Below are 21,466 nucleotides of genomic sequence, written 5' to 3' on the forward strand. Positions count from 1 at the left end.
TATACTTTTGAAACTAAGTATCAATTAGTTACCACTTGGTAACTGGTCACTCAACTGAAGATTTATTGTGAATTATGGTTATTACAGAGGATTGAATTATGACTAAGGCATTCAATTTTAATATTTTTCATCCTGACTGCCCTGCACGATCTTTTTTTGATAAATTTGCAGATAAATGGATTCTCCTGATCATTTACCAACTGCATGGTCAATCTCAACATTTTAATGAGCTAAAAAAAAGCCTCACAGGTATTTCTCCAAAAGTGCTATCTCAAAAGTTAAAAATTTTGGAACGCGATGGTTTTATTTCCCGCACAATTCATGAAAATAATGTCATTCGAGTTGAGTACGCACTCACACCACTTGGAATTGAATTTGCAGGAACGGCTTTGGTTTTTAAAAATTGGGCAGAGGAGAATATGCAACATGTGATTCGCGCACAGCGCTTGTTTGATGCATCACAAGCGATCCCTGAAAGCAACTTAAGCACCGAAAGCTGTTGAAGTGTTTAGATCGCAATTGGGGAGTATCAGGGAATACAATTCTTTACCCATCTCAGCCGATCCATAGGCTATAAATCGTTCAACAACAACCAAGCATTAGAATTCCTATGAGCTATAGCATTGACTTAATTATTGAAAAATTACCTGCTGATCAGCAACAAGCATAGCAAAAAATTGAAGCCTTGCGTGAAGTATATTATGAAGATGAACGCCCTGTTGCATCACAATTACAACAATTACATGCTCAACTAACTGCTCGCTATCCTTGTCTATGCGACTTTGCAGAGGATGATCCTGCTATGGATGACTCGCCATGGGCAGATGGTCCAATGATCAATAATTTCAGTCATGACATGGGCATGTTGGCAATCGTCTATTCCAAAGTTGAACAGGTTTTACCTTTTATTATTCAACAGGCAAATCAATTGGGCATCACTGTAGCAGATGGTCAGGATGGGCAGATTTATCGACCTGAATAAAACAGGAAATGGCTTATGCGCGCACTTTTATTCATAAGTTTAATCTTCCCTTGCACCGCCTTAGCTTCTTTTGTCAATTCATGCAATCTTGAAGTTCAGCTCTTGGAAGATGCTTCGAGCCAAACGATTTATTTCAATCGTAATGGTTTGGAACAGGAACAAACACAGCCTGCTATCATTCATGGCACTGTTTTAAACGTAAAAGCAGCAGGTCGAGCAGATCAAGGCTGTGATCATTATATTGGTAAAATCATCCAAAAGGCGTTAAATTCAAATCAACGAATTCGACTCAATAAAGACCAAGTAGTTAAAATCAATATCTTGATTAAAGATGATGCCAACTTACCTTTTTCAGAAACAGTGACTTATTTAAAAGATCCTGAATAGTTTGATGCTGAATTGAGAGAAACAGCACATAAAAATGCTCTCATCCGAGATAATGCTGATCAGTTAAGAATTTTTTGAATCCTCCCCTTACAGAACATGTTCCTCACCTTTTCCAAAGGAGGGATGAGTAGCACAGCTACGCAAGGTTACTAAAAATCATTTTAGTTACAAGAAGTTCCCCTCTTTTTCCTTGCACCATATATGGTTCAGGATTAGGGGAGATTTTAGGAATTTTTCAAATAATTTTGCTTAACTGACAGGTATTACTCATCCGAGAGCATTTGAATATCGAAAATTATTTTAATTCCTGAAAACCCTGCTGACGCCATGCTTCATACAAAATTACAGCAGTCGCATTGGATAAGTTCAAACTACGTGAATTCGGCGCCATCGGTAAACGAATCCAATGTTCTTTAGGGAACATCATACGTACATTTTCAGGTAAACCACGAGTTTCAGGTCCCATCAACAAAGCCACAGGACGATTTAAATTCGAGGTATGCGGTGTTTCAAAGCCTTTGGTGGTTAAAGGATAAACTGCATCTTGATCAATACCCTGTGCTTTTAAATGCGCAAGACATTCAGCAAAATTTTCCCACACTTTCATGTGCGCCCATTCATGATAATCCAATCCTGCACGGCGCAACTTTTTATCATCCAACTCAAAACCTAAAGGCTTGACCAAATGTAATTGCGCACCTGTATTGGCACATAAACGGATAATATTCCCTGTATTTGCAGGAATTTCAGGTTCGTATAAAACAACATGTATCACAAATTTTCTCTACTGCACTTAATCCCTCCGAGCCTCCCCCTTTCAAAGGGAGAAACTCCCTCTTTTTTAAAGAGGGGTTGGGAGAGATTTTATCGCCATCTTAACTGTTCACGTAAACTCACCACTTCACCAATAATGGTTAAAGTCGGTGCTTGAATTTGATGTTCTTCCACTTTCGACGCAATATCTGCCAAAGTACCGACCACCACTTTTTGATCGGGCGTTGTCCCTTTGGAAATCAATGCAACAGGCATATTTGGACGTTGCCCATGTGCGATCAGTTTCTCGCAAATTTTCTCTAAGCCAACTAAGCCCATATACAACACAAGGGTTTGATTTTCATAAACCAATTCTTGCCACGGCAACTCAGGCGAGCCTTCTTTTAAATGCCCTGTGAGAAAACGAACACTTTGTGCATAATCACGATGAGTCAGTGGAATGCCTGCATAAGCAGAACAACCTGATGCTGCGGTAATCCCCGGAACCACTTGAAAAGCAATGCCTGCCTCAAAGAGTTCCTGAATTTCTTCACCACCACGCCCAAAGATAAATGGATCACCGCCTTTTAGACGACAAACACGTTTGCCTTGCGACGCATATTTGACCAATAACGCATTAATGCCCTCTTGTGGCACAGCGTGATTGGAACGTGCTTTACCGACGTAGATTTTTTCAGCATCACGGCGACAAAGCTCCATAATCGCAGGTGATACTAAACGATCATAAATAATCACATCAGCTTGTTGCATCAGGCGCAGTGCTTTTAAGGTCAATAATTCAGGATCACCTGGCCCCGCTCCGACCAAATACACCTCACCTTTTGGTTTTTGCCATGCTGTTAAAGCCTGTTCAATGAAGCGATCGGCTTCATCAAGATGGTCATTAAACACTTGTTCTTTCAATGGACTTGCGTACAAGTCTTCCCAAAAAATACGACGCTCATCAGGATTACTAATTTTTTCTTTGACAACTTTGCGCCATTTTCCTGAAAAATCCGCAAGCTTGCCCATCCCATGCGGAATAGAAGCTTCAAGTTGAGTGCGAATTTGACGCGCCAATACAGGCGAAGCGCCATTGGTCGCAATAGAAACCACCAACGGTGAACGGTCGATAATTGCGGGTACCATAAATCGACAATGTGGTGGATCATCGACACTATTGACCAAGACATTTAAATCTTCACAGACTTCAAAAACTGACTGATTGACGGCTTTATCATTGGTTGCAGCAATTACCAAACGATAACTGCTTAGACTAAGCTCAGAACTGAACTTTTCAGGATGATATTGCCCCTGTGTAGAATGGACAATATCTAAAAGACTTTCTTCAATTTCAGGTGCAATCACATGAATAATTGCACCTGCTTTTGCAAGTAATACTGCCTTGCGATAGGCAATGTGCCCACCACCAACAATCAGACAAGGTTGCCCCTGTAGCTTTAATGAAATTGGGAAAATTTCCACTGTGTTCCTCAAAAGTTCAAATCTGATTGTACTCAGCAATATTCATGCACAACACGCTACCTATCATCGACTTTTTGACTTTTAAATGTTTAGTCAATAAATGTCGCACCCGCCATATACGGACGTAATACTTCAGGAATTTCAATCGAACCATCAGCACGTTGATAGTTTTCCATCACCGCCAATAAAGTACGACCTACAGCCAAGCCTGAACCATTCAACGTATGCACAAACTCAGTTTTCTTTTGGTCTGCACGGTAACGTGCTTTCATACGACGTGCTTGGAAATCCCACATATTTGAACATGAAGAAATTTCACGATAAGTGTCTTGGCTTGGTACCCAAACTTCTAAATCATAAGTTTTGCAAGCGCCAAAGCCCATGTCACCGCCACATAACACGATTTTACGGTATGGCAAACCAAGTGCTTGCAAGATGCCTTCAGCATGACCTGTTAAGTCTTCCAAAGCTTGCATAGAATCTTCAGGTTTTACGATTTGCACCATTTCAACTTTGTCGAATTGATGTTGACGAATCAAACCACGCGTATCACGACCATAAGAACCCGCTTCACTACGGAAACATGGTGTATGTGCCGCATATTTTAATGGTAAACGCTCAGGATCAACGATTTCATCACGCACGAAATTGGTGACAGGCACTTCTGCTGTTGGGATCAGGTAATATTCTTTTTCACCTTGTAATTTGAATAAATCTTCTTCAAATTTAGGTAATTGACCTGTACCACGTAAAGAATCCGCATTCACCAAATAAGGTACATAGGCTTCGGTATAGCCATTTTTAAGCGTATGGGTATCTAACATGAATTGAGTCAACGCACGTTGTAAACGCGCCAATGGACCTTTCAATACGCTGAAACGTGTACCTGTGAGTTTGGTTGCAGTTTCAAACTCCAAACCACCCATCATTTCACCAAGATCAGTATGGTCTTTGATCTCAAAATCGAATTGGCGAGGTGTACCCCATTTCAAAATTTCAACATTATCACTTTCGTCTTTACCTTCTGGCACAGACTCATGAGGCATGTTTGGAATCGACATGAGTTTTGTATCAAGTTCAGCTTGAAGTTCATTCAGTTCAACTTCTGCAGCTTTGATTTCATCACCAATCGCAGACATACGCGCCATGATTTCAGATGCATCACCGCCTGCTTTCTTGATTTGACCAACTTGCTTCGCACCCGAATTACGTTCCGCTTGTAAGTTTTCAGTTTTCGACTGAATGTCTTTACGACGAGCTTCTAATGATGCCCATTCTTCAACGTTGAGTTGTACACCACGTTTGGCTAAGGCTAAGTTTACAGCCTCGATATTATTTCTGATTAATTTCGGGTCGATCATAGTCAATCTAAATAAGAGAAAAAAACTGACTATAGTGTAAGCTCTTCACTGCAAAAAATACAGTGACAGAGCATGTGACATTTATGAATTGTATGATTTGAATGCAATTTACGGGGCAACAGGTTTTTCTACAACGGGCTCAACTTGCGGTAAGCTCGGTAAATACTCAGCTTTAATCAAATCTTTCGCCACTTGGTACGGTAGTTTCAATTCTGGCATACCATCCGCATAGGAAGTGAGCTCATACAAAGGGTAAACAAAGACTAGACCATTCACACCATAATAATAGTTATCGCTCAGTTGTAATTTATCACGAGTAATATCTTTTTGAATCAACCAATTGGCATTAGCATCATATAACTGTTCAGCCACCTTGGCTTCAACATTGGGTTTTAAAATATCGGTGAGTGCTAAACGTTTTTGCGTAGTCAAATCAAAGGTCACATATTCATTGTGATACATACCATGTGCTGCACCTGCTGGGTAGGTATAAGATTGGATTACAAATGTCGCTAAATTATTTTGTTGCGAAATAAAACGCACATAAATCGAATTTTGGTTTAAACCTTTTGGTGAGGGCTGTGTTTCACTCTGAGCTGGCGCATTGGCTTGCTCTTTTTCAAATGCACTTGGCACATCTTTTTTAATACGATTTAAGAAATATTCGTCGATCCACGGCACATTACTTTTGATAGTTTGTAAATCATACTGAGTACAGCCATCCTCATCGCAGAACTGTTTTTTAAGCACGTCTACGCGTTCAACTTTGGCTTGAATCAGCGGTGTTTGTTCTGATTGAGCTGTCGTTGTATTTGACTGTTCCGTCTGTGGAGTGGGTTTTTCTTGACATGCACTCAGCATAAATATTGCAGATAGCAGAGATGAAATCACCAAACTATTTTTTAAATTCACTTTCATTCCCATATCTTTTACAAACAGATCAAGTAAGAGCTTCTATAATAAAACCTGATATTTCAGATTCATATGTATTATTGTAATCATCACCTAGTTCACGGTGCAACTAAGCTCTCTATGGGTTAAGTTTTTTTGCTTCTTTTAACTTCTTCTTTTTATTCAAACATGCATTTAACCGCCTTTTCTCTTTATGATTGCGATTAAAATAACTACTTTTAGCTGGAGAATGATAAGTCTTTATAATTTTTAATGTGATCAAATCAAAGAACAAATAACTTTCAATACCATCCACAGTACCATTCATCCAATCAATTGGGGCAATCCACGGTTGAACCAAAATAATGAATAAATTGCGATCACTAAAAAATGTAAAGCCAAAAGCATGAAGTTTTAGTGGTGCACCTCGTTCATTATGTTGAATGAAGTATTTCCAAGCTTGTTTTATCATCTTCAGTATAATTGCAGGACACACAATCCCATTTAGATTATCTTGAAAATCACTTCTGACAATATCAATTTCTTCTTCTAATGCGTCCTTATCATTCTCGGAGAGTAACCTTTTCCTTTCTATGTCATAGAAATAAGAAATTGTGTTTAAAAGATATTTCTCATAATTATTGTGGATGATCCTAGACAGTATCGTGGACAATCGATCCCTCTAAATTCTTGAAATATTTCTGTTCAAAGGCTTCTGGACTTAACCAGCCGTTTGCAGAATGCCTTCTGACCCGATTGTAATAAATCTCAATATAATCAAACAAGACCGCATTCGCCTCTTTTCGAGTCGAAAACACACTGCCATGTACCACATGACCTTTTAATGTATGAAAGAAGCTTTCAGTCACTGCATTATCCCAACAGTTTCCACGTCTAGACATACTCTGAGTACAATCATTTTTCAGTAACAGCGCTCTAAAATCACGACTACAGTACTGTGAGCCTTGGTCCGAATGAACCATAACACCAGTTGGATAACCCTGACGAGCCATTGCATAGTTAAACGTATCACACACCAACTGGCGGTCTATTCGATGGCTGGTTTGCCACCCCACGATACGACGGCTAAATAAATCTAGCATCACACATAAATACAACCAACCTTCTTTAGTGCGGATATAGGTAATGTCTGTTGTCCAGACTTTATTAGGCTGAGTAACTGTAAATTGGCGATCCAACAAGTTGGGTGCTGTAGGCAAACGATGGGTTGAATCAGTCGTATGCTTGTATTTACGCGCAATCCTGCTACGTAAACCAAGCTTTTTTAGCATCCTTCCAATAGTACGTTCGCTCATGTTGTAACCTAAATCATGCATGTCATGTACTAATGAAGGTGCACCCAATCGTGCATGATGCTGCCAATATACGGCTTTTAAGTCATTATATTTCTGTGCCGTATTGGCTTGACGTTTTCGCCAGGCATAATAGCCTGAAGTGCTGACACCTAGGTATTTACAGGCAGAAGATACGGTGACTTCATTCATATCTAGATCTTGAATTACCGTGTACTTTTCTTGGCATGATCTGTTAGAAAGTACACATGCGCTTTTTTTAAGATGTCATTGGCTTCCTTGAGCTGTTTGACTTCTTTCTCTAATTCCACGATCCGCTGTTGTTCTGGTGAAAGTTGACGTTTGCTTGAACCTGCCGGATTGGTTTCACGAATCCATTTATCTAATGTTGAATAACCCACACCTAATTTCTGGGCGATTGCAGCTACAGACTCGTGTGAGTTTGAAAGTGCATAATCAATCGCTTGCTGTTTAAATTCGGGACTAAAACGTTTAGCCATTTCTTGAATCTCCAAAGATTAAAGTTACGTTATCTTTAGAGGGACGTGCTGTCCATTATTTTGTCTAGGATCAGACTGAAAATAAAACTTTCAATATTTTTTTATTTGGAGTTACCTCTAAATAAACATCGTAGTAACGAGTCAGCTCAAAACTGGGTTCAAGTTGAGAAAAATCCTCATAAACTTTGATTAAACACAAGAAAAGATCAGCTGTTATAAAGAAATTAGAAGCGGCTTTTTCGTGATATAAGGGATGTCTAAAATCTACAGTCATAATTTAAACCTTAAATTAAACTTACCCAATTACAATGAAAACCCAAAGGTACTCGAACACCCAAATCAATTTCAGCTTGCTCTTGAATTTCTAAACCATTTACTTTGAGAATAACCACTTTTGAACTTTCACCATCCAAGTGATGCAAATACATCATCAAATAACCTTGACCTTCAGTGCAGTGTTCATGCTCTGCAATAAAACTTACTTCACCAATCGCCCATTTTTCACCAAAATCATACGTCACAGATTGATTTAAAACCAAGTCATGAATAATCAGAAAGTTAAATAAGCCTGTTTCGGGAAAACTTAATGTATAGAGATAACGATACGCAAGACCATTAAAGCGCATATCAATTTTTGGAAATTCTTGAATCCGATTATCCAGCACTGTTCTTTTTAAATGTTTTAGATCTGAATCAACAACCCATCTTTCTAACTTCGCCCGCTGTTGTTCGTAAGCAGCGTGTTGTGAATGCTCAAAATCAGTATCATGCACCAATACATCTAAAACAATTTGTCCTGTTTGATCTCGATACGCATTGGCAGCATGAAAGACAAAACAAGGATCTACTTCAATCCATTGAATATCTTGAGCATTGCCATATTTTTTCAAAATGCCTATTTGCGCAGTATGCTGCATATTCCAATGATATGGCACACTTTTACCCTGTAATAATCGCTTAAATGAATAGGTCAGTGGGAAATCAAAAATAATCACATCTAATTCTGTGATTAAACAATCATGAATCATTGGACCATGCTGTAATAGGATTTGTGTCAGGTGAATCAAATCACCATATTCATCAATCACTTGATAATAGGCATTTTGAGCATCCAAAGCATCATAACTAATCGCATGCAAATGCCCTGTTTTATTGTCTTTTCTTGGATGTGCCGTAAATGGTAAATCTGCATCACTATTAAACAACTGATAACGTTGCGCATTCAACTCATCATCCAAACAAATCGGAAATGCACCTGCTTCAATCACCGCCCATAATTCGCCTGCATGTCGGAAAATATTGGTATTGACCACATCATGTGCACCACGGCGATAACCAGCAATTTGGGGTAAATTCTTAATTTTTTGAATGCGATCCGTTGCAATCATCGTACTTTTAAACCAAATGGCTTGACCGTCTTGCAACTTCAAACCATGAATCATTCCATCACCTAAGTACCAATCGAATAAAGTGGGATTTTGAACATGAATAGGGTTTGAACCAATACGAAGCAATAATCCATTTAAATGTTGTGGAATTTCACCAGCAACTTTGAAATCACGAAACTCTGTTTCTGCGACGGGCTGATAGACTATGTTTTGGTAAATATTATGTTCTGTAGATGTAGAACGTCTTCTTAAAAATGTTCCAATTATTGTAATTATTTTCTGGAAAACCCTATTCTTCAATGATTTAAAAGTCGTCATCTTTGCATAGGGAAACTCTTTTTTACCTTGATGACAAGACATTCAAGCACCTTTTTTTATTTCAGAGAATATCTTTTAGCTTTTGAACTTATTCTTGTTCTTTTATATCTGAAAAATAGAGATAAAACAAAACATGTTCAAGACCTCTATAAAAATCAATCTCGCCTTGCTCAACTTCATTAGACATAAAAAAAGCAATCCGAAGATTGCTTTTGATCATGCCAAATCAATTTTTAAATAATCAAATCATTCACTTTATGAGCGAATGAACAATCATCAATTATTGATCAATAATATCAGTACCTTTTGGTGGTACAAAGTTAAATGTCGATGCTGGAATTGATGCATTTACATTGACATTGTTAAAACGTACAGTCGTTGTTTGACCCAATGAGTCTTGTAAAATCATCAATGTCGGCGCATTTTTTGCCCCAAAACTAATCGTCAAACTTTGGAAAGCACCATCTTTTTGTTTAGGATAAAGCGTGTAATAAGTTTTGCCTGCATTTGGCTGAGTAATACGATATGCCTTTTGAATTTGTTGCGCATTTCCACTCAATAATAATGCTGGAGTATTGGCAACCTGCTCATCTAAGCTTTGACGAACTGCTTGCTGCAAGTCTGGATCATAAATCCACACCGTACGACCTGAAGTTACAATGGTTTGTTTTGCAGGTGTTGTAGTTTGCCAAAAGAATTTACCCGGACGTTCAACTTTCATCACACCTTTAAAAGTCTGATTCATATGTTGAGCTGTTAAACCTTTCTTCTGAGCGACTTTACCTGTTTGCGTCACTTTCGTTGTTTGTTCAAAGTTTGCAGTAAAGCTCTTCACGCCACTCAATTGTTTCACCAAGTTCGCAGTCGCTTGTTGCTCCGATGCAGCAGTTGCTGCAAAAACTGTTGTGCTCATCATGACTGGTGCAAGCAAAGCCGCACTCATTGCTACTGCACCCATCGTTTTACGAAGCATTTTCATAGGTTCACCTTTTCTATACCTGTACCAAATAAGTCGATACAGTTGTTATTTATTCGATGACCTATCTTAAACCAAATTGGGTAGGTAATAATTGAGAAAATAAGAAGTTTTGTATTGTTATTGGATAGAAATGTAGAAAAATATTCATGATGATGGAGATTATTTTTCATTGAACGAAGCAAATAAATTTCCAAAACCATAAAAAAACCCGCAATTAAGCGGGCTTTTTTGAACTCTTAAAGCTTACACTTCAACAGATACATAGCGACGGCCAAATTGACCCTTCACTTCAAATTTGATTACGCCGTCAGCAGTAGCAAACAAAGTATGGTCACGACCCATACCTACGTTTGTACCAGCGTGGAATTCTGTACCACGTTGACGAACGATAATGTTACCAGCAGTCACAGTTTGACCACCGTACATTTTAACACCTAACATTTTAGGATTCGAGTCACGACCGTTTTTAGTCGAACCACCGGCTTTTTTAGTTGCCATGTCTATTTACTCCTAGTGGATTAGCCTGCGATCGCAGTAATTTTCAACTCAGTGAACCATTGACGGTGACCTTGTTGTTTACGGTAATGTTTACGACGACGCATTTTAACAATACGGATTTTGTCGTGACGACCATGACCAACCACTTCTGCAGTTACTTTTGCGCCAGCAACAACTGGAGCACCGATTTGAATGCTTTCGCCATTCACAACCATTAATACATCATCAAATGTAATAGTTGCGCCAGTTTCAGCTTTCAACAATTCTACTTTAAGGGTTTCACCCTCAACAACACGGTGCTGTTTACCACCGCTTTGGATTACTGCGTACATAACGTACTCCAACTTGCCCGTGTCGTCGTGCCGATAAAGGAATATATCGATCTTAAGACGAACGCCACTGGGGGTTATACAAGGGCAAGGATTTTAAGTGATAATGAATTAAACAACAAGTCATTTCCATCAAATATTACGTTTGTATGCAAATTAATCTAAATATTATTTATTTTTTAAGATTGAGTCACTGAATATATGAAAAAAATTCTTAAAACACGCTTAAATTGAAATAGATTTTTAAATCAAATCCGCTACTATGTAGCGCATAAGAAAGATGACTTGAATGTTTGTTGTTTTATCTTTTTGGACAAATAAAACGCAAATCATTAAGATTCAGGCACGATGTCTGCTTTCTATGGCAACATTCATCCATGTTAATTGTTACACTAGTCAGATAAACGCATTTGCATGAGGCTCCCACCCTATGACCATCGACTTTAAGCAAGATATTCTCGCGCCTGTCGCTACAGACTTTGCAGCGATGGACAAGTTTATTAATGAAGGGATCACTTCAAAAGTCGCTTTAGTCATGGCAGTCAGTAAGCATGTAGTAGAAGCTGGCGGAAAACGCATGCGTCCGATCATGTGTTTACTTGCAGCAAAAGCTTGTGGCGCAACTGATGCACAAATGGAACCCTACCGTAAGCTGGCTGCGATTATCGAAATGCTACACACCGCAACTTTGGTGCATGATGATGTTGTCGATGAATCTGGTTTACGTCGTGGTCGTCCTACAGCAAATGCAACATGGAACAATCAAACAGCAGTTTTGGTCGGTGACTTTTTAATTTCACGTGCTTTCGATCTTTTAGTAGACCTCGACAATATGGTTTTACTCAAAGACTTCTCGACAGGAACCTGTGAAATTGCCGAAGGTGAAGTTTTACAACTTCAAGCCCAACATCAGCCTGAAACCACTGAACAAACTTACCTCGATATTATTCATGGTAAAACTTCTCGTTTATTTGAGCTTGCAACAGAAGGCGCGGCAATCATTGCTGGAAAACCAGAGTATCGTGAGCCGATGCGTTTGTTTGCGGGACACTTTGGAAATGCCTTCCAAATTATTGACGATATTTTAGATTACACTTCCGATGCTGAAACATTAGGTAAAAATATCGGTGATGATTTGATGGAAGGAAAACCGACTTTGCCGTTAATCTCTGCTTTAGCCAATACGCAAGGTGAAGAACACGAAATCATTCGTAAAAGCATTGCGACAGGCGGTACAGCAGATTTGGAACGTGTCATTCAGATTGTACAAAGCTCTGGTGCTTTGGAATATTGTAGCCAACGTGCAACCGAAGAAACTGAGGCTGCGTTACAAGCTTTAAACCATTTACCTGACTCTGCATACCGTCAAGCATTGTATAATTTAGCGAAACTTGCGTTACATCGCCTTCAATAAATATACATATCTCCCATTTTATAAGTGCTTATGCAGATACAATTTAATGATCTTTTTCTCCTCATGCAGGAACAGCTTGATAATTTAAAGGCTGTTCCTGAAGCCAGTATTCTGATTGAACTGGTCAACCGAATCAGACCTAGTGATACTCATGATATTGAAGAAATAAAAAATAAATTTAATGCTTTAATCCGAGCCTTATTGATTACACCTAATGCAACATCTGCATTTCAAGGTTACTTACTGCGACTCATTAATCATTATAAGCAAGCAAGCTTATATGCTGACAGTGGCATTTTATCTTTAGATGGTTTTTGGAATCAGCTCGGACAAAGGCTTGGCGCTCATTTTCTACCACTACTCGTCGACGAATCTGAACTTAAAGATTTAGTCAGTAAAGTTTTTTATCAGCGTAGTGATAAATACTGGCTCGATAATATTGAAGATTCGCAATGGATTGAATTTTTCAAGTTACTGAATCAAGGCTTGAACTATGAAAATGAAAAGCTCGGTATCAAAAGAGAAATTGTCAAAGCGATTACTGTTTTATCCTATCGTATCAGTGGTATTGGCTTATATCCTGAATTTATTAATGCCTATCCTGAACTTCAAGAATACGAATCACCTTTCTTGGTACAAAACCGTGAAATTGTCGAATTTATAGAAACCTATAAGAAAAAACATCGACATGATCCTGATTTCAATCTTGTCCCTGATGCTGATCAAGCTTTGGTCATGATTGAACAATGTCGCGCTGTTGTTTTAAAAATTCGCCGTGCAACAAAACGTATTGGCGTGAGTCTAAGTCTCACCTATCTATTGTCACTGCTTGAACAATGTCTAGACCGCATTGAGTTATTGCTAAATCTCCTAGTTGAAGAAAACCTAATTCGTTTTCAACTTTGTGGTGAACTACTCACTGAATTGGTTTATGCCCACTATAGTGAAACCAGTGTTCGCGACTTACTGAAAACCAATAGTGAACTGATCGCCTTACAAGTCACGGAGAATGCGAGTAAAACGGGTGAGCACTATGTGAGTACAGATAAAAAAGGCTTTTTAGGTATGTTTCAGGCAGCAGCGGGTGCTGGTGTCATCATTGCCACAATGGCTACCATTAAAATTCTTTTTTCTCGTTTAGCACTCGCCCCATTTTTACATGCATTTTTTTATAGTATGAATTACTCATTGGGATTCATGCTAATTCATGTTTTGCACTTCACTGTTGCAACAAAACAGCCTGCAATGACTGCTGCTGCACTTGCTTCCACTGTACAGCATCAAAAAGGGTCTAAAACTGCGCAAATTGCAGAACTTGCGGGTTTGATTATCAATATTATCCGTACTCAGTTCATTGCAATTTTGGGAAATATTTCGATTGCAATTCCAACAGCAGGATTAATTACGTTTTTATGGCAACTGACCACCCATGAACCATTATTGACGCATGCCAAAGCCAATGCCTTATTGCATAGTTTAAATCCATTCACATCACTGGCGATTCCACATGCTGCCATTGCAGGTATTTGTTTATTTTTATCGGGATTAATTGCGGGATATTTCGACAATATGGCAGTGTACCGTAAAGTTGGTGCACGTTTAAAAGCCCATGTAAAATTGAAAAAAATCATGGGCCCTGAAAAACTTGAAAAATTTGCGAATTATATCGAAAGAAATTTAGGTGCTTTAGCGGGTAATTTTCTCTTCGGTATCATGCTCGGAAGTATGGGAACTATCGGATTTATATTAGGATTACCTTTAGACATTCGCCATATTGCCTTCGCCTCAGCAAACTTTATTCAAGGTCTGATGTGCGTCAATGGCTCACCAGATATTGGTTTAATCATTGTGTCATTTATCGGTGTGCTTGCTATAGGTATTACTAACTTATTTGTCAGCTTTACCCTCACCATCATTGTGGCACTTCGTGCACGCCAAGTTCGTTTCTCTCAGTGGAAACCTCTTGCAAAACTGATATTTACACATTTCTCAACTCGCCCAATGGATTTTTTCTGGCCACCGAAACAGCCTTTGCAGCTTGAAGATGAGAACCATTTTCACAAAAAGCTAAAACATTGAGACTAATTGTTATTTTTTGTTCAAATTCTTATTTTTTTTGCAAAAAGAAATTAGTATAAATTACCTAAATCTACTCACTTGAAAAAAAGTGTACTGACTAGTACACTTTAGTGCATTAATTAAACTTAACGTGCGCGATTAATATACTCATAGGTTGTGATATGCCTTATGTATTGCTCTTTATTGGCTGTGTAGGTTTTCTTATTGGGGGTATTGGTTTAAATATTGACCAAATACAACATTTTGATTTCAATAGTGTTGTATGGATGAGTACACACCGTTTAGAGGCTTTAAATGGTATCACACTCGCCCTCTCCTATTTAGGCGGCTTACCGTCTATGATCGTGATAACTGGGCTATGTAGCATATATTTCATACGCCAAAAACAGTACGCAAATATACTGATGATGAGTTTGGGCTTACTCGGTGCTTCAATAATAGGTTGGATTTTAAAATACCTAGTCGACCGACCAAGACCAGATGAAGTCTTCCAAATAGTGAAAACTTATGGAGCTTCATTTCCCAGTGCTCACAGTATTTATGCAGCCGTTTTGTGTTGTTCGATTATGTTTATTTTTCAAAAACATCAGCAAGTTAAACTTATATACTTAATGGGGTTTTTGTGGTTTTTTAGTATGGGAATCTCTCGTGTATATCTGGGAGCACATTTCCCTACAGATGTATTCGCAGGTTGGGGCATAGGTTTTATTTGGGCTGCAATGATATGGCTCATCCTATCTTCAGCAACGTTAAGTCGGAACAAAATATTTTTAGATAAAAATCTAAACGAGGTGGAATAATGATGTCGGCAAAGCTTTGGGCACCTGCCCTTACTGCTTGTGCTCTAGCAACGAGTATTGCACTTGTAGGTTGTAGCAAAGATCCAAAAGCAGCACAAGAAGGTGGTGCTGCTGCCCAAAAAATGCCGCCGACTGAAGTTGGTGTCATTGTTGCTCAACCACAAAGCGTGGAACAAACTGTAGAACTTTCAGGTCGTACGTCTGCGTACCAAATCTCTGAAGTTCGTCCACAAACCAGCGGTGTGATTTTAAAACGCTTGTTTAGTGAAGGCAGTTTTGTACGTGAAGGTCAACCGCTTTATGAAATTGACTCAAGTACCAACCGTGCAAACTTAGACAGCGCAAAAGCAGCTTTAGTACGTCAGCAAGCAAACTTAAATGCTTTGCAAGTTAAGGCAAATCGTTATCGTCAGCTTGTCGGCATCAATGCTGTTTCTAAGCAAGAATATGATGATTTAGTCGCACAAATTAAATTGGCAGAAGCAGATATCGCTGCGTCAAATGCTGCAGTTAAAAATGCACAAATTGACTTAGGCTATTCAACTGTTCGCTCACCGATTTCTGGTCAATCTGGTCGTTCTAGTGTGACTGCTGGTGCATTAGTGACTGCAAGTCAAAGTAACGCATTGGTCACCATTCAACAACTTGATCCAATCTATGTTGATATTAACCAATCAAGTGCTGAGTTATTACGTTTACGTCAACAGCTTGCAAAAGGCAGTATTGACCGTAGTAATAACACTAAAGTTCGCTTAAAACTTGAAGATGGTAGCACTTACCCTGTAGAAGGCAACCTCGCATTCTCTGATGCCAGTGTAAATCCTGATACAGGTTCTGTGACGTTACGTGCTGTATTTTCTAACCCGAACCATTTATTGCTTCCTGGTATGTTTGCCAACGCGCAAATCGTACAAGGTGTGATTCCAAATGCTTATTTGATTCCACAAGCTGCGATTACACGTACGCCTACAGGTCAAGCAATGGCAATGCTCGTCAATGCTAAAGGTGCTGTTGAAGCTCGTCCTGTGACAACTGTAGGTGTTCAAGGTCAAAACTGGATTGTAACTGAAGGTCTAGCAACTGGTGATAAAGTCATCGTTGACGGTATTGCCAAAGTTAAACCTGAACAACAAGTTGTTGCTAAACCTTATCAGCCACAAGCTGCTGCACCTCAAGGGGCAACACCAGCTGCGGCTCAACAAAAAACAGGTGGAGCAGCCCAACCTGCTCAGCAAGATAAAGCAACTGAACAAAAAGCTACTTCAAATGCATAAGGGGTAGACTCAATGGCTCAATTTTTTATTCATCGCCCGATCTTTGCATGGGTGATTGCACTGGTCATTATGTTAGCGGGGATTCTCACGCTGACGAAAATGCCTATTGCACAATATCCGACGATTGCACCACCGACAGTTACAATTTCTGCAACTTATCCAGGTGCATCAGCATCTACTGTTGAAAACACAGTAACGCAAATCATTGAACAGCAAATGAATGGTTTGGATGGCTTACGTTATATTTCGTCAAACAGTGCGGGGAACGGTCAAGCTTCAATCCAATTAAACTTTGAACAAGGTGTTGATCCAGATATCGCACAGGTTCAAGTACAAAATAAATTGCAATCAGCAACTGCACTTTTACCAGAAGACGTACAACGTCAAGGTGTAAAAGTAACTAAGTCTGGTGCAAGCTTTTTACAAGTCTTAGCGTTCTATTCTGAATCAGATAGTTTGTCTGCAGATGACATTAAAGATTATGTGAACTCAAATATTTCTGAACCTTTAAGTCGTGTTGCTGGTGTAGGTGAAGTCCAAGTATTCGGTGGTTCTTATGCCATGCGTATTTGGTTAGATCCTGCCAAATTAACTAGCTTAGGTATCACTCCAAGTGATGTTGCAGCTGCAATTCGTGCACAGAACTCTCAAGTTGCTGTGGGTCAGTTAGGTGGTGCGCCATCTATCGAAGGACAAGTACTGAATGCAACTGTGAATGCACAGAGTATGTTGACCACACCTGAACAGTTCAAAAACATCTTCCTACGTAACACCAGTGATGGTGCACAAGTCCGTTTAGGTGATGTTGCACGTGTTGAATTAGGTGCGGATACCTATCAGTTTGATTCTAAATTCAACGGCAAACCTGCGGGTGGTGTTGCAATTAAACTTGCGACAGGTGCCAATGCCTTAGATACATCAGAAGCTGTTGAAGCACGCATGGTTGAATTGCGTAAAAACTACCCAACAGGGATGAAAGATAAACTCGCATTTGATACAACACCATTTATCAAAATTTCAATTGAAAGTGTGGTACACACACTGATTGAAGCGATTATTCTTGTATTCTTTGTCATGTTCTTGTTCTTACAGAACTGGCGTGCAACCATTATTCCAACGATGGCTGTACCTGTTGTCGTATTGGGTACTTTTGCAATCATTAATATTTTTGGTTTCTCGATCAACACCCTCACCATGTTTGCTATGGTCTTGGCGATCGGTCTCTTGGTGGACGATGCCATTGTTGTGGTGGAGAACGTTGAACGGGTGATGCAAGAGGATCATTTAGATCCAGTTGCAGCAACAGAACTTTCGATGAAGCAGATTACAGGTGCCTTGATTGGTATGACATCTGTTTTGACTGCGGTATTCGTTCCAATGTCATTCTTTGGAGGAACGACTGGGGTTATTTACCGTCAGTTCTCGATCACTCTCGTGACAGCAATGGTCTTATCTTTGGTTGTAGCGGTGACCTTTACCCCTGCGCTATGTGCAACCATTTTAAAACAGCACGATCCAAATAAAAAACCAAGCAATAATATCTTTGCACGTTTCTTCCGTTGGTTTAATGCTGCCTTTGATCGTACTGCAGAGAAGTATCAAACGGGTGTTAATTTCATGACACATCATAAACTGTTCTCTGGAATTGTTTATGCTGCTGTAATTGGCGTATTGGTTGTATTGTTTAAAATGTTACCTTCGTCTTTCTTACCAGAAGAAGACCAAGGTGTGGTGATGACACTAGTTCAATTACCACCAAATGCAACCTTAGACCGTACAGACAAAGTCATTAACACGATGACGCACTATTTCATGGAAAATGAAAAAGCCTCTGTGGAATCTGTGTTTAGTGTTTCTGGTTTCTCATTTACAGGTATTGGTCAAAATGCTGGTCTTGCGTTTGTAAAATTAAAAGACTGGGAAAAACGTACTACCCCTGAGCAACAAATCGGTAGCCTGATCCAACGTGGTATGGCGCTGAATATGATTGCAAAAGATGCATCGTATGTTATGCCGCTGCAATTACCTGCAATGCCTGAATTAGGCGTAACTGCTGGCTTTAACTTCCAGTTAAAAGCATCTGCAGGTCAAAGCCATGAACAACTTCTCGCTGCACGTAATACCATTTTAGGTCTAGCTGCTCAAGACAAACGTCTTGCAGGTGTACGTCCAAATGGTCAAGAAGATACACCTCAATACCAAATTAACATTGATCAAGCGCAAGCTGGAGCAATGGGTGTCAGTATTGCGGACATCAACTCAACCATGAGCATGGCTTGGGGTGGTTCATATATCAACGACTTCATCGATCGTGGTCGTGTGAAAAAAGTCTATGTTCAAGGTGAAGCGCATGCACGTATGATGCCTGAAGACTTGAACAAGTGGTATGTACGTAATAACAAAGGTGAAATGATTCCATTCTCTAGTTTTGCAACTGGAACATGGACTTATGGTTCACCACGTTTAGAGCGTTATAATGGTATTGCCTCAATGAACATCCAAGGCTCACCTGCACCAGGTACGAGCTCTGGTGATGCGATGCTTGCGATGGAAGAAATCGTTGCAAAACTACCATCAATGGGCTTACAAGGCTTTGACTATGAATGGACAGGTCTATCGTTAGAAGAACGTGAATCTGGCTCACAAGCGCCATTCTTATATGCCCTTTCATTATTGATCGTATTCCTCTGTCTTGCTGCACTCTATGAAAGCTGGTCAGTACCCTTCTCGATCCTATTGGTTGTACCTCTAGGTGTAGTTGGTGCGATCATATTAACCATGTTTGGGCACACAGGTTTATTTGGTGGAATTACCTTGTTTGGTCGGACTTATTTTGCACCTGATGCAAATCTATCCAACAACATCTATTTCCAAGTTGCACTTATTGCTGTGATCGGTTTGTCAGCAAAAAATGCGATTTTGATTGTAGAATTTGCCAAAGAACTGCAAGAGAAAGGCGAAAGTCTATTTGATGCTACTTTACATGCAGCAAAAATGCGTTTACGTCCAATCATTATGACCACATTGGCATTTGGTTTTGGTGTATTACCATTAGCATTATCAAATGGTGCAGGTGCAGGTAGTCAACACTCAGTTGGTTATGGTGTATTGGGTGGTGTAATCACCTCAACACTATTGGGTATTTTCTTTATTCCTGTATTCTTCGTGTGGGTACGTAGTATCTTTAAATATAAACCTAAAAATCAAAATCTTCAGGAGCATAAATCGTGATGCAAAACTTATGGTCTATCTCAGGTCGTAGCATTGCGGTATCTGCACTTGCGCTTGCTTTGACTGCATGTCAAAGCATGCGTGGCCCAGAACCCGTAGCTCAAGCGAGCATACCAACAGGTTATATTGACAATAACACTGGTACATCAATCGCAGAACAAGGTTATAAGGAATTCTTTGCAGATCAACGCCTACTTCAGGTGATTGATCTTGCATTAGCCAATAACCGTGACTTACGTACCGCGACATTGAACATTCAACGTGCTCAACAAGCGTATCAAATCACTTCAAACAATCAATTACCAACGATTGGTGCAAGTGGTAGCGTACTTCGTCAAGATCAAGGTGCTGGTGCTCAAACGACCTACAATGTTGGTTTAGGGGTGACCGCATACGAACTTGATTTTTGGGGTCGTGTAAAAAGTCTCAAAGACAATGCTTTAGATACTTATCTTGCAACGGGTAGTGCGCGTGATTCAACACAAATCAGTTTGATTGGTCAGGTTGCGCAAGCATGGTTAAGCTATTCTTTTTCTACAGCTCAACTTAAACTTGCAGACCAAACCTTAAAAGCACAGCTTGACTCATACAATCTCAACAAGAAACGTTTCGATGTTGGGATCGACAGTGAAGTTCCACTTCGTCAAGCACAGATTTCTGTTGAAACAGCACGTAATGATGTTGCAAGCTATAAGACACAAGTTGCTCAGGCTCAAAACTTATTGAACCTTCTTGTCGGTCAACAAGTTCCTGACAACTTATTGCCTAAACAGCGTGTGACTAAAATTACCTCAAATTCAGCATTTGCTTCTGGTTTACCAAGTGATTTGTTGAATAACCGTCCTGATGTAAAAGCTGCTGAATATAAACTTTCAGCTGCGGGTGCAAATATTGGCGCAGCAAAAGCACGCATGTTCCCGACAATCAGTTTGACCGGTTCTGCGGGCTATGCATCTACTGATTTAAGTGATTTATTTAAATCAGGCGCATTTGTATGGTCATTGGGTCCTAGCCTCGATATTCCTTTATGGGACTGGGGTACACGTAAAGCTAATGTGAAAATTTCAGAAACAGATCAACAAATTGCGTTGTCTGATTATGAAAAATCAATTCAGTCTGCTTTCCGTGAAGTGAATGATGCTTTAGCGGTTCGCCAAAATATCGGTGACCGACTCACTGCACAAAAACGCTTGGTTGATGCAACCAATACGACCTATAAACTTTCAAATGCTCGCTTCCGTGCGGGTATTGATAACTATTTGACTGTTTTAGATGCACAACGTTCATCTTATGCAGCTGAACAAGGTCTATTACTTTTAGAACAAGCAAACTTAAACAACCAAGTTGAAGTGTATAAATCACTCGGTGGTGGGATCAAAGCCAACACTGCTGATCAAATCGCTCAACCTGCTTCTTCTTCTGAATTGAAATACCATTCAAAAGATAAAAAGTAAGTTTGCATCGTTTTAAATGAAAGCTCACTT

At 39.5% G+C, this 21,466-nt stretch carries 20 protein-coding genes; 9 read left to right on the forward strand and 11 right to left on the reverse strand.

Going from position 1 to position 21,466, the window contains the following annotated elements; all coding sequences use genetic code 11:
- Nucleotides 1-98: 98 nt before the first annotated feature.
- The 3 genes from BEN71_RS13975 (at nucleotide 99) to BEN71_RS13985 (ending at nucleotide 1,369) form a co-directional block, all read left to right on the forward strand.
- Nucleotides 99-503 carry a winged helix-turn-helix transcriptional regulator gene (locus tag BEN71_RS13975; RefSeq protein WP_068974672.1) on the forward strand — a complete coding sequence of 135 codons (405 nt, stop codon included), beginning with the start codon at nucleotides 99-101 and terminating at the stop codon, nucleotides 501-503.
- A 182-nt stretch (nucleotides 504-685) separates the two neighbouring features.
- Nucleotides 686-982: a hypothetical protein gene (locus BEN71_RS13980; protein ID WP_068974671.1), complete on the forward strand. Its 297-nt coding sequence runs from the start codon at nucleotides 686-688 to the stop codon at nucleotides 980-982.
- A gap of 15 nt (nucleotides 983-997) precedes the next feature.
- Nucleotides 998-1,369: a hypothetical protein gene (locus BEN71_RS13985; protein ID WP_068974670.1), complete on the forward strand. Its 372-nt coding sequence runs from the start codon at nucleotides 998-1,000 to the stop codon at nucleotides 1,367-1,369.
- A gap of 295 nt (nucleotides 1,370-1,664) precedes the next feature.
- Here BEN71_RS13985 and BEN71_RS13990 read toward each other — a convergent pair whose 3' ends face one another.
- From BEN71_RS13990 to rplU, 11 genes are all read right to left on the reverse strand, one after another.
- Nucleotides 1,665-2,144 carry a tRNA (cytidine(34)-2'-O)-methyltransferase gene (locus tag BEN71_RS13990; protein WP_068974669.1) on the reverse strand — a complete coding sequence of 160 codons (480 nt, stop codon included), beginning with the start codon at nucleotides 2,142-2,144 and terminating at the stop codon, nucleotides 1,665-1,667.
- An 89-nt stretch (nucleotides 2,145-2,233) separates the two neighbouring features.
- Nucleotides 2,234-3,607: a siroheme synthase CysG gene (gene cysG, locus BEN71_RS13995; RefSeq protein ID WP_068974668.1), complete on the reverse strand. Its 1,374-nt coding sequence runs from the start codon at nucleotides 3,605-3,607 to the stop codon at nucleotides 2,234-2,236.
- Nucleotides 3,608-3,696: 89 nt separating this feature from the next.
- Nucleotides 3,697-4,968: a serine--tRNA ligase gene (serS, locus tag BEN71_RS14000; protein ID WP_068974667.1), complete on the reverse strand. Its 1,272-nt coding sequence runs from the start codon at nucleotides 4,966-4,968 to the stop codon at nucleotides 3,697-3,699.
- A 108-nt stretch (nucleotides 4,969-5,076) separates the two neighbouring features.
- On the reverse strand, nucleotides 5,077-5,886 hold the full coding sequence (locus BEN71_RS14005; protein ID WP_068974666.1) for an RsiV family protein: 810 nt from the start codon (nucleotides 5,884-5,886) through the stop codon (nucleotides 5,077-5,079).
- Between the two features lie 112 nt (nucleotides 5,887-5,998).
- Nucleotides 5,999-6,532 (reverse strand): hypothetical protein, encoded by a 534-nt coding sequence (locus tag BEN71_RS14010; protein ID WP_068974665.1) that lies wholly within the window; start codon nucleotides 6,530-6,532, stop codon nucleotides 5,999-6,001.
- Nucleotides 6,513-7,672 (reverse strand): IS3 family transposase gene (locus tag BEN71_RS14015; protein WP_117276768.1). Its coding sequence is split into 2 segments (ribosomal slippage): nucleotides 6,513-7,438 and nucleotides 7,438-7,672, totalling 1,161 coding nucleotides; the frame shifts between segments, so codons are not numbered across the junction. The genes BEN71_RS14010 and BEN71_RS14015 overlap by 20 nt, the downstream gene beginning before the upstream one ends.
- A 70-nt stretch (nucleotides 7,673-7,742) precedes the next feature.
- The gene (locus BEN71_RS14020) at nucleotides 7,743-7,946 is read right to left on the reverse strand and encodes a hypothetical protein (RefSeq protein ID WP_068974452.1); all 204 of its coding nucleotides are present in this window, start codon (nucleotides 7,944-7,946) and stop codon (nucleotides 7,743-7,745) included.
- 10 nt (nucleotides 7,947-7,956) lie between these two features.
- Nucleotides 7,957-9,420 (reverse strand): carotenoid oxygenase family protein, encoded by a 1,464-nt coding sequence (locus BEN71_RS14025; RefSeq protein ID WP_068974451.1) that lies wholly within the window; start codon nucleotides 9,418-9,420, stop codon nucleotides 7,957-7,959.
- A gap of 238 nt (nucleotides 9,421-9,658) precedes the next feature.
- Nucleotides 9,659-10,357, reverse strand: a complete 699-nt coding sequence (lolA, locus tag BEN71_RS14030) for an outer membrane lipoprotein chaperone LolA (protein ID WP_068974450.1) — start codon at nucleotides 10,355-10,357, stop codon at nucleotides 9,659-9,661.
- 243 nt (nucleotides 10,358-10,600) lie between these two features.
- The gene (rpmA, locus tag BEN71_RS14035) at nucleotides 10,601-10,855 is read right to left on the reverse strand and encodes a 50S ribosomal protein L27 (protein ID WP_068974449.1); all 255 of its coding nucleotides are present in this window, start codon (nucleotides 10,853-10,855) and stop codon (nucleotides 10,601-10,603) included.
- A 20-nt stretch (nucleotides 10,856-10,875) separates the two neighbouring features.
- Entirely contained in the window at nucleotides 10,876-11,187 is a 312-nt protein-coding gene (gene rplU / locus BEN71_RS14040) for a 50S ribosomal protein L21 (protein WP_010113102.1), read from the reverse strand.
- A gap of 427 nt (nucleotides 11,188-11,614) precedes the next feature.
- Here rplU and sdsA point away from each other — a divergent pair, with 427 nt between their 5' ends.
- The 6 genes from sdsA to adeK all read left to right on the forward strand — a co-directional run bounded on the left by sdsA (nucleotide 11,615) and on the right by adeK (nucleotide 21,436).
- On the forward strand, nucleotides 11,615-12,598 hold the full coding sequence (gene sdsA, locus BEN71_RS14045; protein WP_068974448.1) for an All-trans-nonaprenyl-diphosphate synthase: 984 nt from the start codon (nucleotides 11,615-11,617) through the stop codon (nucleotides 12,596-12,598).
- Nucleotides 12,599-12,628: 30 nt separating this feature from the next.
- Nucleotides 12,629-14,677, forward strand: coding sequence for a site-specific recombinase (locus tag BEN71_RS14050; RefSeq protein WP_167443678.1), 2,049 nt, complete (start codon nucleotides 12,629-12,631; stop codon nucleotides 14,675-14,677).
- A 161-nt stretch (nucleotides 14,678-14,838) separates the two neighbouring features.
- Nucleotides 14,839-15,477, forward strand: a complete 639-nt coding sequence (locus BEN71_RS14055) for a phosphatase PAP2 family protein (protein ID WP_068974446.1) — start codon at nucleotides 14,839-14,841, stop codon at nucleotides 15,475-15,477.
- On the forward strand, nucleotides 15,477-16,751 hold the full coding sequence (locus BEN71_RS14060) for an efflux RND transporter periplasmic adaptor subunit (RefSeq protein ID WP_068974445.1): 1,275 nt from the start codon (nucleotides 15,477-15,479) through the stop codon (nucleotides 16,749-16,751). The genes BEN71_RS14055 and BEN71_RS14060 overlap by 1 nt, the downstream gene beginning before the upstream one ends.
- 12 nt (nucleotides 16,752-16,763) lie before the next feature.
- Nucleotides 16,764-19,982, forward strand: coding sequence for an efflux RND transporter permease subunit (locus BEN71_RS14065; protein WP_068974444.1), 3,219 nt, complete (start codon nucleotides 16,764-16,766; stop codon nucleotides 19,980-19,982).
- Nucleotides 19,982-21,436, forward strand: a complete 1,455-nt coding sequence (gene adeK / locus BEN71_RS14070) for a multidrug efflux RND transporter AdeIJK outer membrane channel subunit AdeK (RefSeq protein ID WP_068974443.1) — start codon at nucleotides 19,982-19,984, stop codon at nucleotides 21,434-21,436. The genes BEN71_RS14065 and adeK overlap by 1 nt, the downstream gene beginning before the upstream one ends.
- The last annotated feature ends 30 nt before the right edge of the window (nucleotides 21,437-21,466 follow it).

The sequence above is a fragment of the Acinetobacter wuhouensis genome (assembly GCF_001696605.3).
Lineage (GTDB): Bacteria > Pseudomonadota > Gammaproteobacteria > Pseudomonadales > Moraxellaceae > Acinetobacter > Acinetobacter wuhouensis.